General features: G+C 69.1%; 17 protein-coding genes. 10 read left to right on the forward strand and 7 right to left on the reverse strand.

The features are described 5' to 3' along the window. Position 1: 1 nt before the first annotated feature. From ACIRGA_RS20880 to mptB, 5 genes are all read right to left on the reverse strand, one after another. Complete coding sequence (locus ACIRGA_RS20880) at positions 2–949, reverse strand: acyl-CoA desaturase (protein ID WP_400943196.1); 948 nt, start codon at positions 947–949, stop codon at positions 2–4. A 114-nt stretch (positions 950–1063) separates the two neighbouring features. Continuing rightward, positions 1064–2032: a heme A synthase gene (locus ACIRGA_RS20885; RefSeq protein WP_400943198.1), complete on the reverse strand. Its 969-nt coding sequence runs from the start codon at positions 2030–2032 to the stop codon at positions 1064–1066. Between the two features lie 64 nt (positions 2033–2096). Then, positions 2097–2897: an ABC transporter permease gene (locus ACIRGA_RS20890; protein ID WP_400943200.1), complete on the reverse strand. Its 801-nt coding sequence runs from the start codon at positions 2895–2897 to the stop codon at positions 2097–2099. Then, positions 2894–3820 (reverse strand): ABC transporter ATP-binding protein, encoded by a 927-nt coding sequence (locus ACIRGA_RS20895; RefSeq protein ID WP_400943202.1) that lies wholly within the window; start codon positions 3818–3820, stop codon positions 2894–2896. Before ACIRGA_RS20895 ends, ACIRGA_RS20890 begins: the two co-directional genes overlap by 4 nt. 19 nt (positions 3821–3839) lie before the next feature. Continuing rightward, positions 3840–5426, reverse strand: a complete 1587-nt coding sequence (mptB, locus tag ACIRGA_RS20900) for a polyprenol phosphomannose-dependent alpha 1,6 mannosyltransferase MptB (protein WP_400943244.1) — start codon at positions 5424–5426, stop codon at positions 3840–3842. Between the two features lie 269 nt (positions 5427–5695). Here mptB and ACIRGA_RS20905 point away from each other — a divergent pair, with 269 nt between their 5' ends. The 9 genes from ACIRGA_RS20905 to lepB all read left to right on the forward strand — a co-directional run bounded on the left by ACIRGA_RS20905 (position 5696) and on the right by lepB (position 13469). Continuing rightward, positions 5696–6496: a helix-turn-helix transcriptional regulator gene (locus ACIRGA_RS20905; RefSeq protein ID WP_400943204.1), complete on the forward strand. Its 801-nt coding sequence runs from the start codon at positions 5696–5698 to the stop codon at positions 6494–6496. Continuing rightward, the gene (gene sufB, locus ACIRGA_RS20910) at positions 6493–7941 is read left to right on the forward strand and encodes a Fe-S cluster assembly protein SufB (protein ID WP_038515497.1); all 1449 of its coding nucleotides are present in this window, start codon (positions 6493–6495) and stop codon (positions 7939–7941) included. The genes ACIRGA_RS20905 and sufB overlap by 4 nt, the downstream gene beginning before the upstream one ends. A gap of 2 nt (positions 7942–7943) precedes the next feature. Further along, a complete protein-coding gene (sufD, locus tag ACIRGA_RS20915) occupies positions 7944–9116 on the forward strand; it encodes a Fe-S cluster assembly protein SufD (protein ID WP_400943207.1) in 1173 nt (390 codons plus the stop codon). Positions 9117–9151: 35 nt separating this feature from the next. After that, a complete protein-coding gene (sufC, locus tag ACIRGA_RS20920) occupies positions 9152–9922 on the forward strand; it encodes a Fe-S cluster assembly ATPase SufC (protein ID WP_400943209.1) in 771 nt (256 codons plus the stop codon). 39 nt (positions 9923–9961) lie between these two features. Then, positions 9962–11248, forward strand: coding sequence for a cysteine desulfurase (locus tag ACIRGA_RS20925; RefSeq protein ID WP_400943211.1), 1287 nt, complete (start codon positions 9962–9964; stop codon positions 11246–11248). A 1-nt stretch (position 11249) separates the two neighbouring features. Next, complete coding sequence (gene sufU, locus ACIRGA_RS20930) at positions 11250–11699, forward strand: Fe-S cluster assembly sulfur transfer protein SufU (RefSeq protein ID WP_034311809.1); 450 nt, start codon at positions 11250–11252, stop codon at positions 11697–11699. After that, positions 11696–12103: a metal-sulfur cluster assembly factor gene (locus ACIRGA_RS20935; RefSeq protein ID WP_400943213.1), complete on the forward strand. Its 408-nt coding sequence runs from the start codon at positions 11696–11698 to the stop codon at positions 12101–12103. Before sufU ends, ACIRGA_RS20935 begins: the two co-directional genes overlap by 4 nt. 217 nt (positions 12104–12320) lie before the next feature. Beyond that, positions 12321–12650 carry a YnfA family protein gene (locus ACIRGA_RS20940; RefSeq protein WP_400943215.1) on the forward strand — a complete coding sequence of 110 codons (330 nt, stop codon included), beginning with the start codon at positions 12321–12323 and terminating at the stop codon, positions 12648–12650. An 18-nt stretch (positions 12651–12668) separates the two neighbouring features. Further along, positions 12669–13469 carry a signal peptidase I gene (gene lepB / locus ACIRGA_RS20945; protein WP_400943217.1) on the forward strand — a complete coding sequence of 267 codons (801 nt, stop codon included), beginning with the start codon at positions 12669–12671 and terminating at the stop codon, positions 13467–13469. On the opposite strand, the gene ACIRGA_RS20950 is transcribed toward lepB, so the two are convergent. Together ACIRGA_RS20950 and ACIRGA_RS20955 are read right to left on the reverse strand one after the other, a co-directional pair. Next, positions 13393–15357: an ABC1 kinase family protein gene (locus tag ACIRGA_RS20950; RefSeq protein ID WP_400943219.1), complete on the reverse strand. Its 1965-nt coding sequence runs from the start codon at positions 15355–15357 to the stop codon at positions 13393–13395. The two genes, lepB and ACIRGA_RS20950, sit on opposite strands and share 77 nt — an antisense overlap. A gap of 13 nt (positions 15358–15370) precedes the next feature. Then, positions 15371–16588 (reverse strand): MFS transporter, encoded by a 1218-nt coding sequence (locus tag ACIRGA_RS20955; protein WP_400943221.1) that lies wholly within the window; start codon positions 16586–16588, stop codon positions 15371–15373. 89 nt (positions 16589–16677) lie between these two features. On the opposite strand from ACIRGA_RS20955, the gene ACIRGA_RS20960 reads away from it, so the two are divergent. Beyond that, complete coding sequence (locus ACIRGA_RS20960; protein ID WP_400943223.1) at positions 16678–17238, forward strand: TetR/AcrR family transcriptional regulator; 561 nt, start codon at positions 16678–16680, stop codon at positions 17236–17238. The last annotated feature ends 119 nt before the right edge of the window (positions 17239–17357 follow it).

Raw genomic sequence — 17357 nt, forward strand, 5'->3', positions numbered from 1 at the left:
GTCAGGCCGGTTTGGCGAGTTTGGCGGCCAAGCGTTCCGGCTTCGGCCACCGCACGTCCCGCGCCCAGCCGAACTTCTCGAACAGCCAGATCACCCGCGCCGACACGTCGACCTGGCCGCGCAGGACACCGTGCCGCGCGCAGGTCGGGTCGGCGTGGTGGGAGTTGTGCCACGACTCGCCCATGGACAGGATCGCCAGCGGCCAGAAGTTCGCCGCCTTGTCACGGCTGGCGAAGGGCCGCTCGCCGATGAGGTGGCAGATCGAGTTCACCGACCAGCTGACGTGGTGCAGGAAAGCGATCCGGACCAGCCCGGCCCAGAAGAACCCGGTCACCGCACCCCACCACGACCAGCTGATCAGCCCGCCGAGCACCGCGGGCAGCGCGAGGCTCAGCGTGATCCACAGCCAGAAGTAGCGGTTCACCACGCGAAGATCCTTGTCGGCCACCAGATCCGGCGCGAAGCGGTCGTAGTTGGTGACTTCGCGGCTGAACATCCAGCCCATGTGCGCGTGCCAGAAGCCGCGCAGCAGCGCCCCGGGTGACGTCCCGAACAGCCAGGGGGAGTGCGGGTCGCCTTCGCGGTCGGCGAAGGCGTGGTGACGGCGGTGGCTGGCGACCCAGAAGATCACCGAACCCTGCACCGCGAAACTCCCGGCGATGGCGAGCGCGACCCGCAGCGGGCGCCCGGCCTTGAAGGCGCCGTGGGTGAAATAGCGGTGGTAGCCGACGGTCACCCCGAGCGTCCCGACGGTGTAGAACACGGCCGCCAGCGCCAGATCGACCCAGGTCATGCCCCAGCCCCACACGATCGGCACGGCGGCGAGCAGCGCGACGAACGGGACCAGCAGGAAGGTCTTGAGTATCAGCATCTCCCCGGAGCCCCGGCGATGGGAGATCAGGGGTTTGGACGGACTGGCCGGTGCGTCCGGCTCCGTGCTGGCGGTCATGCGACACCTCGTGCCTCGACTCGGTGGTCACCCCCGTGTGGGGCACCTAGCGAAGCGTAAGGGCAGTGTCTGGCGAGCACCCCGCCCGGGGGTTACGTCCGGTTTGCCGGTGGGTCAGTTCGAGGTGGCGAGTTCGCGTTCCGGCGCGGTGGCCGAGGTCACGGGACCACGGTCGCGCGAGCCGCACCACAGCGCCGCCGTCGAGATGATCACGAGCGCGGAGCCGAGGACGTGGAACGACACCAGCGCCTCCGGCACACCGAGGGCGTACTGCACCGAGCCCACGACGCCCTGGAGGACCGCGACGACCCACACGATGGTGTACCGCTGGCACACCTGCTTCGGGGTCTCGCCTCGCATCAGTTGGAGCCCGAAGACGGCCAGCACGATCAGGTAGACCACCAGCAGTCCGCCGTGGACCTGGGTGAGTGTCTCGATCGGCGCCTGGAGCCGGTGGGTGCCGGGGTCACCGCCGTGCGGGCCCGCGCCGGTCACGGTGGTTCCCGCCGCGAGGACGGCCCACATGGCCGCAGCCAGCACGATTAGCGTCTTCCTGCCCGCGTCCGGGATCAGCCAGCGGGCGGGCTCGTCGCCCTCCTTGAACGCCCGCAGCAGCAGCACCGCGAGCCAGACGAGGGGAGTGGAGGCCAGGAAGTGGAGCGCGACGGTCCACCATTCGAGCTTGGCGAGCACGGTGATCCCGCCGACGACGGCCTGCAGCAGCACGCCGGCGGGCATCGTCCAGGCCAGCTTCACCAGGCGACGGCGGCTCGGGTGCTCGATCTGCACGCGCCACGCGGTGATCACGCACAGCGCGGCGACGGCGATGACGACGCCGGTCAGCATCCGGTTGCTGAACTCGATCCATTGGGTGAGCGCGTCGAACTCGGGGTGCGCGACCGGCACGATGCTGCCTTCGACGCACTGCGGCCAGGTCGGGCAGCCGAGACCCGAACCCGTGACCCGGACGACCGATCCGGTGACGCCGATTCCGGCCTGGGCGATCACCGCCGCTATCGCGACCGCTCGCTGGACCGCGAACGAGGGATACGGCAGACGCGCTACAAGGCTCTGGAACGGCACCGTCCGATGCTAGAACGCCGTTCCTGAGAGCCTTCCACCGGCCGCACCGGCTGTGTCGGCCGCCTCAGGTGAGCTTGGTGGTCTTGCTCGCCAGCGCGCCCGCGACGACACCCCAGCCGACGAGCACCGCGAACGGGCCCCAGCCGAACGAACCGTTCAGCAGCACCGACCGCAGGCCTTCGGCGAGCGCGCCCGAGGGCAGCAGTTCGACGATCCACGCGACGCCGGTCGGCATCGTCGACGGCGCCAGCAGGATGCCGCCCGCGAGGAGCAGCACGAACCAGACGATGTTCGCCAGCGCCAGCACGGCCTCCGCGCGCAGCGCCCCGCCGAGCAGCAGGCCCAGCGCGCCGAACGCCAGCGTGCCGACGATCAGGAACGGGATGGCGCCGAGAAGCCCGCCCAGTGACGGCGACCAGCCCAGCAGCGCGGCGACGGCGCCGAGGATCACCACCTGCAGCGCGACCACGACGAGCGCGGCGGCCACCCGGCCCGCGACGAGCAGCCAGCGGGGCAGTGCCGTGGCCGAAAGCCGTTTGAGGACACCGTAACGACGGTCGAAGCCCAGCGCGATGGCCTGCCCGGTGAACGCCGACGACATCACCGCGAGCGCCAGGATCCTCGGCGTGATCCAGTCCACTTTGGACGCCGAACCGAGCTGGGCCGACGGCAGGATGTCCAGTAGCGACAAGCCGATCAGCAGCGCGAGCGGGATGAGCAGGGTCAGCAGGATCTGCTCGCCGTGGCGCAGGGTCAGGCTCGCCTCGACCTTCGCGTGCGTGCGCAGCATCTTGCCGAGCGAGCCGCGGCCGGGGGCCGGGGTGAACGTGCCCGCGGTGAAGCGGGGCGTGGGCAGCGTCGTCATGCGCGCAGTTCCCGTCCGGTCAGCTCCAGGAAGACCTCTTCCAGCGTGCGCCTGCCGACCTGCAGTTCCTCCGGCATGACACCCTGCTGCGCGCACCACGCCGTCACCGTCGACACCACCTGCGGGTCGATCGCGCCTTCGACGAGATACGTCCCCGGCGCCGATTCGTGGACGAGGTGACCTTCCGGCAGCGCCGCGGTCAGCAGCGCGGTGTCGAGCCGCGTCCGGGCCTTGAACCGCAGCTGCGCCGTCTCGCCGGCTTCGACGGTCAGCGACTGCGGAGAACCTTCGACGACGACCTTGCCGTGGTCGACGATCACCACGGTGTCGGCCAGCGTTTCGGCCTCCTCCATCAGATGCGTGGTGAGCAGCACGCTGACCCCGTCGGCGCGCAGTGCTTCGAGTAGATCCCAGACCAGGCGGCGGGCCTGCGGGTCCATCCCCGCGGTCGGCTCGTCGAGGAAGAGCAGCTCCGGCCGCCCGACGAGCGCGCAAGCCAGCGAGAGTCGTTGCTGCTGCCCGCCGGAGAGCCGTTTGAACGGCGTCTTCCTCGCTCCCGAAAGACCGAGGACGTCCAGCAGCCACGCCGGGTCGAGCGGGTTCGCCGCACACGCGGCGACCAGTCCGAGCATCTCGTCGGCGCGGACGCCGGGATACGCGCCGCCGCCTTGGGGCATCACGCCGATCCGGGGCCGCAGTGCCGCGCCGTCGCGCGCCGGGTTCAGGCCCAGCACCCGGACTTCGCCGTCGTCAGGCCGCAGGAAGCCTTCGCAGATCTCGACGGTGGTGGTCTTGCCGGCCCCGTTCGGGCCGAGCAGAGCGAGCAGTGCGCCACGTTCCATCCGCAGGTCGAGTCCATCGACGGCGGTGGTGGATCCGTAGCGTTTCACCAGCCCGGTGATCTCGACGGCGGGGGTGTTCACGACAGGTCACGATACGGCCTCACGCGGGGACCGAATGCTCCGGGGACGGTCTGGACAGCAGCAGTGGTGAGAGGCGGTGGACGATGAACAGCCCCAGAAGCGTGACGACCCCGGCGGCGGCCCACGCGAACGGCAGGACGAAGCCGCGGCCCTCGAAGGTGCTTCCCGTCGTCGGCAGCAGGAACGGCAGGACGGCGGTGACGATCGTCGCGGCGATACGGAACCGCGAGGTCCCCGCCGCCGCGGCGAGCGGGATGATCGCCCACAGCAGGTACCAGGGTTGCAGCGCGACGTGCAGCACCATCACCGCGCCCAGCGAGACACCGAGGCCGATGATCGGCCGGTAGCGCCATTTGAAGCTGTCCCAGAGGAACTTGACCGTCACCGCGCCCGCGACGAGATAGCCGAGCGCGCCGAGGATCGGCACCATCGCGTTGGTGTGGTTGCCGAGGCCGAGCGCGATGCCGAGGACGCCGCCGAGCGCGGCGAGTTCCGACGTCGGCGAGATCCACGAGCGGACCAGCCCCGGCGTCCCGAGCGCGCCGACCCAGCCGAAGCCGAGGCCGGTGCCGTAACAGACCGCCACCAGTGCCACGCCGAACAGCAGCGCCATCGGCACCGCCGCGGTGACCAGGTCCTTGATCCGGCCGTGCCAGCGTCTGGCCACCATCACCGTGAAGAACGGCAAGGCCAGGATCGCGTTGATCTTCACCGCCACGCCGAGGGTGATGATCACCACCCCGAGCCCGATGTAGAGCAGTTCGCCCTTGGCCAACGGGGGTGGCTCGTCGTTCTTGAACCGCACCGGCATCCGCTGGAGGCCGACCTCCAGCCCGGCCACCATGAGCCCGATCGCGAGCGCGTCGTTGTGGGCGCCGGCGACGAAGTGGAAGATCAGCAGCGGGTTCGCCGCGCCGAGCCACAGCGCGGTGGCGGGCTGCACGCCGAACCGCTTGGCCAGCCGGGGCAGCGCCCAGATGATCAGGATGACGCCGATCAGCGCGAGCCCGCGCTGCAGGAGCACCCCGGTGACGATGTTGCCGCTGCTCAGCGGGGCGAGCCAGCCGCCGAGGCGCAGCAGCAGCGGGCCATAGGGCGCCGGGGTCTCGCGCCACATGTTGGAGACACCCGAGGTCAGCGGGTCGGAGACACCGAGCGCCTCGGCCGGGCCGAGGGAGTACGGGTCCATGCCGCGGGCGACGATCTCGCTCTGCGCGAGATAGCTGTAGACGTCGCGGGAGAACAGCGGCGGGATGAACAGCAGCGGCGCGCACCAGAGCGCGATGGTGCGGGCGAGCTGGCCCTGGGTGGCGAGACGGCGGCGCGCGGGCTGCGCGAACCGGCCGAGCAGCAGCCAGCTGAGCACGATGATCGCCATGCCCGCCAGGCCCATCGCGAGCGAGACCATCGGGATGCGGGTGAACAGCCGCAGGACTGGGATCTCCTGTACCGGGTTGATCACCGGTGCCGCGCCCGCGCCGAGCGAGCCGAGGGCGAGGAACAGGGAGCCGACCGCGCCGAACCGGCGGACCACGTTCAGCCCGCGCAGTTCCTTGTCGTCCAGCGGTTCCGGGTCGTGCGGGTGCCCGGGCACGAGCGTCGCCACCGACCCCGCCGCCCGGTCTTCGTCCTTGTCCCGCTGTGCCGGGTGATCGCCCACTACCACGCAGGAAGGGTAGCGACCGGCGGGAACAGACTGGGCGGGTACGTGGTTACCGAGGGGCTGAAGGACGCCTTCACCGCATACGACGCGGTGAAGGACGCTTTCGTCTCATCGCATGCGGGGAAAGCGTCCTTCAGCCGCCGACGTGACCCACGCCACTCCGTGAGGCACCCCTCTTTGCCGTCTCCCCGGAAATACGTCACACTTGTGTTGTGAAAAAGACGGGGACGCGAGACGAGGCCGGTGGCGACATGCCCCGCGCCGAGGTCCAGCCTGTCCCCGCGCAGGTCGGCCCCGAGGGCCGGACCAGGCACGAAGTGGCCCGCTTGCTGCTGGAACAGGGTCCGATGACCGCCGTCGTGGTGGCCGAGCAGCTGGGGATCAGCGCCGCCGCCGTCCGCCGTCATCTCGACGCGCTGCTCGCCGACGGCGAGGCCGAAACCCGGGACGCGCCCCGCCGCGGCCCCCGCGGACGAGGCCGTCCCGCCAAGAACTTCCTCCTCACCGAAGCGGGCCGGGCCCGGTTCGGGCACGCCTACGACGACCTCGCGTCCTCGGCCATCCGCTTCCTCGCCGAACACGCCGGGGAAGACGCCGTGAAGGCCTTCGCGGAGGCTCGGGTCGCTTCGCTGGTCGGCCCGCATCAGGACGCGATCACCAAGCACGCGGACCCGGCCACCCGTGCCGAGGCTCTCGCTGCGGCGCTGACCAGGGAGGGCTACGCTGCGTCGACCCGTCAGGTCGGTGTCGGCGAACAGCTTTGCCAGCACCATTGCCCGGTCGCCCACGTCGCAGCCGAGTTCCCTCAGTTGTGTGAAGCCGAGACAGAGGCTTTCGCGGAACTTCTGGGTACCCACGTCCAGCGACTGGCGACCATCGCACGCGGTGACAACGCGTGCACCACACACGTACCCGTCGTTTCGGCGGGTCACCCGGCCACACCCGCGCCGGGAAGCACGGCGCCCTCTCCTGGGCGCACAGCACGGATCCCGAATGGAGGGAAACCCGCATGACTGCCGCTGCCGAGCAGCGCACTCCCACCACCGCGCCCATGAGCCAGGAAGAGACCATCGAGTCCCTTGGCAAGTACGCGTTCGGCTGGGCGGACTCCGACGAGGCGGGCTCCACTGCCCGCCGCGGACTGAACGAGGACGTCGTCACCGACATCTCCTCGAAGAAGTCCGAGCCGGAGTGGATGCGCGAAGCGCGACTGAAGGCGCTCAAGCTCTTCGACTTGAAGCCGATGCCCAACTGGGGTGCGGACCTCTCCGGGATCGACTTCGACAACATCAAGTACTTCGTGCGGTCCACGGAGAAGCAGGCCACTTCCTGGGAAGACCTGCCCGAGGACATCAAGAACACGTACGACAAGCTGGGCATCCCCGAGGCGGAGAAGCAGCGTCTCGTCGCCGGTGTCGCCGCGCAGTACGAGTCCGAGGTCGTCTACCACCAGATCCGCGAGGACCTGGAGGCGCAGGGCGTCCTGTTCCTGGACACCGACACCGCGCTCAAGGAGCACCCGGAGATCTTCAAGGAGTACTTCGGCTCCGTGATCCCGGCCGGGGACAACAAGTTCTCCGCGCTCAACACCGCGGTGTGGTCGGGCGGTTCGTTCATCTACGTGCCCAAGGGCGTCAAGGTGGACATCCCGCTGCAGGCGTACTTCCGCATCAACACCGAGAACATGGGTCAGTTCGAGCGGACCCTGATCATCGTCGACGAAGACGCCTACGTGCACTACGTCGAGGGTTGCACCGCGCCGATCTACCAGTCCGACTCGCTGCACTCGGCGGTCGTGGAGATCATCGTGAAGAAGGGCGCCCGCTGCCGCTACACGACCATCCAGAACTGGTCGAACAACGTCTACAACCTGGTCACCAAGCGCGCCAAGTGCGAAGAGGGCGCGACCATGGAGTGGATCGACGGCAACATCGGTTCCAAGGTCACGATGAAGTACCCGTCCGTGTTCCTCATGGGCGAGCACGCCAAGGGCGAGGTCCTCTCGGTCGCGTTCGCGGGCGAGGGCCAGCACCAGGACGCCGGCGCGAAGATGGAGCACCTGGCGCCGCACACCTCCTCGACCATCGTGTCGAAGTCGGTGGCGCGCGGCGGTGGCCGCACCTCGTACCGCGGCCTGGTCAAGGTCGCGAAGCGGGCGCACCACTCGCGGTCCAGCGTCGTCTGTGACGCGCTGCTGGTGGACACGATCTCGCGGTCGGACACGTACCCGTACGTCGACATCCGCAACGACGAGGTCTCCATGGGCCACGAGGCGACCGTCTCGAAGGTCAGCGAAGACCAGATGTTCTACCTCATGTCGCGCGGTCTCGACGAGGCCGAGGCCATGGCGATGATCGTGCGCGGGTTCGTCGAGCCCATCGCGCGTGAGCTGCCGATGGAGTACGCGCTCGAGCTGAACCGCCTGATCGAGCTTCAGATGGAAGGGTCCGTCGGCTAGTCATGTCGGTTACCGAGAACAACGTTTCCGAAGCGATGCGCGAAGGCGTGGTCATCCCGGCCACGTCTCGCGCGGAGCGCTTCACCTCCTACGACGTCGAGGCCTTCGAGGTCCCCGGCGGTCGTGAGGAGAACTGGCGTTTCACGCCGATGAAGCGGCTGCGCGGCCTGCACGACGGGTCCGCCGCCGCTTCGGGTTCGGCCACCGTGGACGCCGATGCCGCCCCCGAATTGAAGATTGAGCAGGTCGGCCGGGACGACGAGCGCCTCGGCGCCGCGGGTGTCCCTAGCGACCGGATCGCCGCGCAGGCGTACTCCTCGTTCACCGAGGCCACCGTCATCACGGTGCCCAAGGAGACGAAGACGTCGAAGCCGTCGACGGTGAAGATCACCGGCCCCGGCGAGGGCAAGGTCGCCTACGGGCACGTGCAGGTGCGCGCCGAGCAGTTCTCCGAGGCCGTCATCGTCCTCGACCACGTCGGCTCCGGTACCTACGCCGACAACGTCGAGTTCGTCATCGGCGATTCGGCGAACGTCACCGTGGTCAGCGTCCAGGACTGGGCCGACGACGCGGTGCACGTCTCCGAGCAGCACCTCAAGCTCGGCCGCGACGCCACGCTCAAGCACATCGTCATCACCCTGGGCGGTGACCTCGTCCGCGTCTCGCCGACGGCGACGTTCGCCGACAAGGGCGGCGACGTCGAGATGCTCGGCCTGTACTTCGCGGACGAAGCGCAGCACCAGGAGCACCGTCTCTTCGTCGACCACGCGGTGCCGAACTGCAAGTCGCGGGTGATGTACAAGGGCGCGCTGCAGGGCGATGGCGCGCACACCGTGTGGGTCGGCGACGTGCTGATCCGGGCGGCCGCCGAGGCCACCGACACCTACGAGCTCAACCGCAACCTGGTGCTGACGCCGGGCGCGCGGGCCGACTCGATCCCGAACCTGGAGATCGAGACCGGCGAAATCGAAGGCGCCGGCCACGCGAGCGCGACGGGAAGGTTCGACGACGAGCAGTTGTTCTACCTTCAGTCGCGCGGAATCGGCGAAGACGCCGCGCGTCGCCTGGTCGTACGCGGGTTCTTCCACGAGATCCTGGTCAAGATCGGCGTTCCCGAGGTGCGCGAGCGTCTCGAGGCCGCGATCGAAGCCGAGCTCGAAGCCGTGGGCGTCTAAGCCCTCGTCCGTCCACATCAGACTTTAGGAAAGAAATGCCTACGCTGGAAATCAAGGATCTGCACGCCTCGGTCACGACCGAGGAGGGCCCCAAGGAGATCCTCAAGGGCGTCAACCTGACCATCAAGTCGGGCGAGACCCACGCGATCATGGGCCCCAACGGTTCGGGCAAGTCCACGCTGTCCTACGCCATCGCCGGTCACCCCAAGTACGAAGTCACCTCCGGGCAGGTCCTGCTCGACGGTGAGGACGTGCTGGAGATGAGCGTCGACGAGCGTGCCCGCGCGGGCCTGTTCCTCGCCATGCAGTACCCGGTCGAGGTGCCGGGCGTGTCCATGTCCAACTTCCTCCGCACCGCGGCCACCGCGGTCCGTGGCGAGGCCCCCAAGCTGCGCCACTGGGTCAAGGAGGTCAAGGAGGAGATGGGCAAGCTGGAGATCTCGTCCGAGTTCGCCGAGCGTTCGGTGAACGAGGGCTTCTCCGGCGGTGAGAAGAAGCGCCACGAGATCCTGCAGCTGGCGCTGCTCAAGCCGAAGATCGCCATCCTCGACGAGACCGACTCGGGCCTCGACGTCGACGCGCTGCGCGTCGTGTCCGAGGGCGTCAACGAGTTCAAGGCCAACAACGACGCCGGCGTCATGCTGATCACGCACTACACGCGGATCCTGCGGCACATCACGCCCGACTTCGTGCACGTCTTCGCCGGCGGCAAGATCGTCGAGTCCGGCGGCCGTGAACTCGCGGACGAGCTCGAGGAGAACGGGTACGTCAAGTACACCGGCTCCACCGAGACCGCCGCCGTCTGATCACTGAACTTCACGACTACACCGAGAGGAGTTGGCCCGATGACCACCACCACGGCTAACTCTGTACCGCTGGACGTAGCGGCCATCAGGGCCGACTTCCCGATCCTGACCCGCACGGTGCGGGACGGGAAACCCTTGGTGTATCTGGATTCCGGTGCGACGTCCCAGAAACCGGCGCAGGTGCTCGAAGCCGAGCGCCGGTTCCTGGAGACCTCGAACGCCGCGGTGCACCGCGGCGCGCACCAGCTCGCCGAGGAGGCGACCGACGCCTACGAATCCGCCCGGGTGCGGATCGCGGAGTTCGTCGGCGCCTCCCCGCACGAGCTGGTGTTCACCAAGAACGCCACCGAGGGCATCAACCTCGTCGCCTACGCGATGAGCAACGCCGCCACGGCCGGTCCCGGGGCCGAGCGGTTCAAGATCGGTCCCGGCGACGAGATCGTCATCACCGAGATGGAGCACCACGCGAACCTGGTGCCGTGGCAGCAGCTCTGCCAGCGCACCGGCGCGACGCTGAAGTGGTTCTCCGTCACCGCGGACGGCCGCCTCGACCTGTCCAATGTGGACGAGCTGATCACCGAGCGGACCAAGGTGCTCGCGTTCACGCACCAGTCCAACGTGCTCGGCACGATCAACCCGGTCGAGTTCCTGGTGAAGAAGGCCCGCAAGGTCGGCGCGCTGGTCGTGCTGGACGCCTGCCAGTCGGTGCCGCACTTCCCGGTGGACCTCCATGCGCTGGACGTCGACTTCGCCGCTTTCGCCGGGCACAAGATGGTCGGCCCGTACGGCATCGGTGTCCTTTATGGACGCCGCGAGCTGCTCGAAGCGATGCCGCCGTTCCTGACCGGTGGCTCGATGATCGAGCTGGTCCGCATGGAGCAGACCACGTTCGCCGCGCCGCCGCAGCGGTTCGAGGCGGGCACCCCGATGACGTCGCAGGCCGTCGGCCTCGGCGCGGCCGCCGACTACCTGTCGGCGATCGGCATGGAGCGGGTCGCCGCGCACGAACACCTTCTCACCGAGGCGGCGCTGGCCGGGCTCGGCGAGATCCCGGGCGTGCGGATCATCGGCCCCACCGACATGACCGACCGCGGCGGACTGGTGTCGTTCGTCATCGACGGCGTCCACCCGCACGACTCGGGCCAGGTGCTGGACAGTCTCGGCATCGCGGTCCGCGTCGGGCACCACTGCGCGTGGCCGCTGCACCGGGCCTGCTCGGTGCCCGCGACCGTGCGCGCGTCGTTCTACGTCTACAACACACTGTCCGAAGTGGACGCGCTGGTGAACGGTGTGCGCGAGGCGCAGAAGTTCTTCGGGGTGGCGTGACATGAACCTCGAGAGCATGTACCAGGAGATCATCCTGGACCACTACAAGAACCCGCACGGCCGCGGTCTGCGCGAGCCGTTCGACGCCGAGTCGTTCCAGGTCAACCCGACCTGCGGCGACGAGGTGACGCTGCGGGTGAAGGTCGACGACGGGAAGGTCGCCGACGTCTCCTACGAGGGGCAGGGCTGTTCGATCAGCCAGGCTTCCACGTCGGTCTTGACGGATCTCGTCGTCGGGCACACCGTGGAGGAGGCGTTCACCACCATGGACGCCTTCGTCGAGCTGATGCAGGGCAAAGGGCAGATCGAACCGGACGAGGAAGTGCTGGAGGACGGCATCGCCTTCGCCGGCGTGGCCAAGTACCCGGCCCGCGTGAAATGCGCCCTGCTCGGGTGGATGGCGTTCAAGGACGCCGTTGCCCGCACGACCAACGGAGTTGAGACGGCATGACCGAACAGCAGACCGAAACCCGCGAGGGGCGCACGGCCGCCGACCTCGACGTCGAGACCGCCGCCGCCCCGGACGCCGCAGACGTGGCGAAGGTCGAGGACGTCGAAGAGGCGATGCGCGACGTCGTCGACCCCGAACTCGGCATCAACGTCGTGGACCTCGGGCTGGTCTACGACATCCGCGTCGAGGCGGACAACACCGCCACCATCGACATGACCCTGACTTCCGCGGCCTGCCCGCTGACCGACGTCATCGAGGACCAGACCGGTGCCGCGCTCGTCGGCGGGGGAACCGGGCTGGTCAAGGACTTCCGGATCAACTGGGTCTGGATGCCGCCGTGGGGTCCGGAGAAGATCACCGACGACGGCCGCGAACAGCTGCGGGCCCTGGGCTTCACCGTCTGATTTCTTGCTTTGCGCGTGAAGGCCCCCTTCCCTCGACTGAGCCGAGGGAAGGGGGCCTTCACGCGCTTGGGGAACCTGGAGCGTATAACGGCCTATACCGCGCCGCGGTTTCGCGTGTCGTCCATCCAGACACGCGTGTCGTCCGCAGGATCACGCGAGTCGTCCGGCCAATCACGCGAACAGGCGTGGCCCGGCCACGCCGCAATAAGCTGCCAGGATGCTCTTCCGGTCCATCGCGCTCTTCGCGCTCGCCGCCCTGCTGGAGATCGGCGGTGCCTGGCTGATCTGGCAAGGCGTCCGGGAACACCGCGGCTACCTGTGGATCGGAGCGGGCGTCGTCGCGCTGGGGCTCTACGGCTTCGTCGCGACACTGCAGCCCGACGCGAACTTCGGCCGGATCCTCGCCGCGTACGGCGGGGTGTTCGTCGCGGGTTCGCTGGCGTGGGGGATGGTCGCCGACGGGTATCGGCCGGATCGCTACGACGTGATCGGCGCCTTGATCTGTCTCGCCGGGGTCGGCGTAATCATGTACGCGCCCCGAGGTTGAGTGGCGCTATTCTGCGCTGTGACCGAAACGGACTTCCCCGCTCCGCCCGCCGAAAGACCCGGGCCGAAGCGAAGATTCTCCCCACTCCTGCTCGTGATGATCCTGGTGGCGGTCGTCGGTGTGGGCACCGGGGGATACGGGTTCTGGACCCTGCTGAGTTATCGCATGGTGAGCGTTCCCGGCGGCGGGATGGCGCCCACGATCCAGCCGGGCGCTGTCGTGCTGTACCGCTGGACCTCCCTTCCCGAGATCCCTCGCGGCGCGGTCGTCCTCATGGAGGTTTCCGCGTTCCCGGATTCGAGCCCCGGCGACGGCCGGATCGTCAAGCGGGTGATCGGTGTCGGCGGTGACCACGTCGTCTGTTGCTCGCCCGACAACCTGATCACCGTCAACGGGAAGCCGGTCAAAGAGCCATACACCAAGGACGACAATGGGTACGGCCGCAAGGAGTACCGGCCGTTCGACGTGCAGGTTCCGCCGGGCGCCGTGTTCGTCGTGGGCGACCAGCGGAACAATTCGCGGGACTCACGGATCTACGTCGGCATGGCGGGCGACGGGGCCGTGCCGCTGTCGAAAGTGGTCGGAGTCGTCGTCGGGCTGGGGAGTGTCCTCTCCGCCGATCCCTTTCCGCAGACCACCGCGTTCGTCGAGGCCGGATTGCCCGGCGATCCGGTGTCCGACACCGGGTTCCGCACCTCGCGAAACCTCGCCCTCGGCGGGGCGGGGCTCGTCGCCGTCGGGGTCATCGGGGCGATCGTGAGCGTTGTCCGCTCCGCCGGAAAACGACGAAGAGCAGCCGCAATCCCACCAGCGCGCTGACCACCAGCAGGTTGTAGCCGAACATCTGGTGCAGCGTGATCCCGTCCAGTACCTCGGGCCCGGTCGCGCTGCCCAGTAGCAGCACCGCCATCAGGCCGGTGGCCACGCCGACGATCGCCAGCAGGATCTCGTGCACCAGTCCGGTGACCACGTCGCGGTCGCGTTCGTCGGAGAACAGCCGGACGTTGACCGAAAGCCTGCCCTGTTCCAGCGCGTCGCCGATCCGGTCGACGCGGCGGGGCAGCCGTCGCAGCACCGGCAGGAGCGCCATCAGTTCGTTGGTGGCCGTGGAGCGCAGCGATTCCGGGCGCAAACCGGCACCGACCTGCTCGGCGGCGTAGGCGCGGGATTCGACGACGATGTTGAATCCCGGCGCCAGCGCGGCCAGTGTTCCCTCCAAAGTGGCCAGTGCGCGGAACACCGCGGCGATCGGCGGGGGCACGCTGAGCCGGAAATCGGCGATCACCCGGAACAGGTCGGTGAACATGTCCAGATCCGGGGCCTGTCCGTGGTTGAAATGCTTGGCCACCAAGGCACCCAGCGCCCGCTCCAGCCGTCGCTCCTCGATCTCGTCCGGCCGGTCGACGATCTCCAGCAGACCGTCGCGCAACGCGGCCGGGTCGCCGCGGTCCAGTGCGAGGATCAGGTTCTGCAGTCCGCCGCGCAAACCGGAGTCGAGCCTGCCGACGGAGCCGAAGTCGAGCAGGCCCAGCCTGCCGTCGGTGAGCAGCAGGACGTTGCCGGGATGCGGGTCGGCGTGGAAGACGCCGCTGCCCATCACCTGGCCGAGCACGCACCGCAGCATCGACCGCGCGAGCCTCGCCCGTTCCGCGACCGGCACCTGCTCCTTGGCAGCGGCGAGCGGCTTGCCGTCGAGACGCCGCATCACCAGGACACGTTCGGTGGATAGTTCTTTGTGGACGGTCGGAAGAGCGACCTCCGAGCCGGGGGAGGCCGCGGTGACCGCTTCGATGTTCCTGGCCTCGGTGCGGAAATCGAGTTCCTCGACGAGCGCGTCCGCGAAGCCTTCGGCGAGGTCGACGACGCCGAGCGAGCGCGCCCAGTCCGCGCGCAGGTCCAGTGCGGCCGCCACCCGGCGGACGATGTCGAGGTCCCGGTCGACCAGTGCCTGCACGCCGGGCCGCTGCACCTTGACGACCACGTCCTGGCCGCCGCGCAGCTTCGCGCGATAGACCTGCGCGATCGACGCGGCCGCGATCGGTTCCGGGTCGAATTCGGCGAAGATCTCGTCCGGGTCGCCGCCCAGTTCCTCTCGCAGCACCGTCGCGACCTCGTCGGCGTCGGCGAAGGCGACCTGGTCCTGGAGCTTGCTGAGTTCGTCGACGAACACCGGGGGAAGCAGATCGGATCGGGTCGAGAGCAGCTGGCCGAGTTTCACGAACGTCACGCCGCCCTCCTCCAGCGCGCGCCGCAGCGAGCGCGCCAGTTTGGCGTGCCGGACCTGGGCGAGACCGGGTTCGCGACGGCCGGTGAGGTAGCGGCCGAGGCCGTGCTTGATCGCGATCCGGGTGATCTGCGAGTAGCGCCGCGTCCGGGCCGCACGACGGCGGACTGATCGGATCCTGCCGATCAGCCCGAGCCCCGAGCCGGAGGGCAGCGCGAGTTCCGCGACGAACAGGAAGATCAGCGTCGCCAGGAAGGCGCCGCCCGCCACCGGGATGATCAGCCCGGCGACGGCGCCGCCCGCGTACATCGCCCGAGGGAACGCGGTGAGGATGCCGCCCGCGACCAGCCAGCCGAACCCGGCGGCGCATCCCGCGCGGAGCACGCCGATCCGCACGCCCAGCACACGCCGGGCGGCGACCACGAGCGGCCACAGCATGAGCGCGTAGGCGGGCAGGGTGAGCAGGCCGAGCAGCAGGTTCATGCCGAAGAGGACATCACGCGCCGCCCGCGCGGGATTCCCGCTCCGGCGGGACTGTGCTCACCCCTGAGAGGGAGCGGACCCCGAAGTTGTAGGTAGTGGTCGCTTCCTTGGGCGCGAACAGGACGCCGAGCACGGCGATCGCCGCCGCCGCGAGGAAGCCGGCACGGAGGTCGAGGAGATCGCCGAGGAGACCGATGAGCGGTGCTCCGGCGGCCTGCCCGAGTGCCAGCATCAGGAAGGCCACGCCGACACCGAACGCGGGCGCCGTCGGGTAAGCCCTGGTGCCCCAGAGGATCAGGACGCCGGTCAGTCCGATGTAGACGGCCCCGAAGAGTGCCGCCGCGACGATGAGCGCCGGGAAAGACCGGGTGGCGAGGGCGAAGAGCGCCGTGGCGGCGGCGAACAGGATCATCCCCGCAGACCAAGCGCGACGGAGCCCCGCCCGGGCGGTCAGCTCGGCGGTGAACGCGCCTGCCAGGCCGACCGCGCCGAGGACGATCCACACCACCGTCGAGGCGGTCTCGTCGAGCCCGCCGACGCTCACGGCGATGTCCCGGCCGAACGTCCAGATCGCCGCGCTGGCCAGCCCGAGTGTCGCGGCGGCGGGCAGCAGCCGTCCGGTCGCGGGCGGGAACAGCGGCGACGGCAGCCTCCGTGCGCGGTCGTCCTTCACCGGTGGCACGACACGGGCGATCCACAGGGTCACCAAGGCCGAGGCCGCGGCGAAGGCCCACCAAGCCATTCGCCAGTCGCCGACTGCGAGTAGGGAGACCGGGCCCGAGATCACCACGCCGAGTCCGGTCCCGGCGTTCACCACGGACTGGGCGCGGTCTCGGCGGGTCACCCGGACGACGCGCGAGACCGCGTCGGCGAGCGACGGGGAAGCCAGGCCCGTGCTGGCTCCGGCGAGGACGACGCCGAACGCGAGGACGGCGGAGTTCGGCGCGGCCGCGATCAGGGCGGTCCCCGCGGTGGCGGTCGTCCCGGCGGCGAGCGCCCCCGCCCGCGCGCCCCAGCGCGTCGTCACGGCGGTCGAGGCGACGACCGCGAGGCAGTACGCGACGTAGCTTCCCGCCGCGATGGCGCCGAGCGCGCTGCCGTCGAGGTCGAACTCCGTACGGAGCGTCGGCGCGAAGAGGCCGTACGCGTACCTCGCGAGTCCGTAAGAGACCGCGATCAGGGACAACCCGGCCGCGGTGAACGTCAGCTCGCGTTTGTACGAAGAAACCATCAGTGTGCCTCCAGGTGTATACCGATCGGTATACCCGAGGAGTGTTCCCGCATTTAGCGCTGAGGTCAACCGATCGGTATAGTCGAGGCATGCTGACACCGGCCGGCGAGCGCGTCCTGAGCGCCGCGAGCGAGCTCTTCTACCGGGAGGGCCTGAACGCCGTGGGCGTCGCGGCCATCGCCGAGGCCGCGGGCGTCACGAAGAAGACGTTGTACGCGGCCTTCGGATCGAAGACCGAGCTCACGGTCGCGTACCTGCGAAGCCGCCACGACGTCTGGTGGGCGTACCTGGAAGAGCGGCTGGCGGAGGCCGAAGCGCCCCGGGCGCTGACGGTCTTCGACGCCTATGTCGAGCACCCCAAGCTCGGGAGCGACCGGGGTTGCGCGTTCCTCAACGCGGCCGCCGAACTGACCGACGGGCATCCCGGGCTCGACGTGATCCGGCGGCACAAGGCGGCGGTGCGGGCGAAGTTCGCCGAACTCCTTCGCGAGGACGTCCCGGGCGCGGCCGATCCGGAACGGTTGGCGGAGCAGCTGTTCCTCCTTGTGGAGGGCGCTGTCGCGCATACCGGCATCGACGGGGACGCGCACCGGGTCACTCTCGCGAGGGAGATCGCGGAAGCCCTCCTGCGTGGGTCGAGCGGGTCGTGAGTGGCGTTTCGGGTTAGAACCCGATGTGCTGTTTCAGGACCTCACGGACAGATGTGTTTCAGGACTTGTCGGACAGTTTGGTGTTGAGTGGTTGGTAGCGTACTGCTCGGTTGAGGGTG

Origin of the sequence: Amycolatopsis sp. NPDC102389, assembly GCF_044765885.1 — a bacterium.
GTDB lineage: Bacteria > Actinomycetota > Actinomycetes > Mycobacteriales > Pseudonocardiaceae > Amycolatopsis.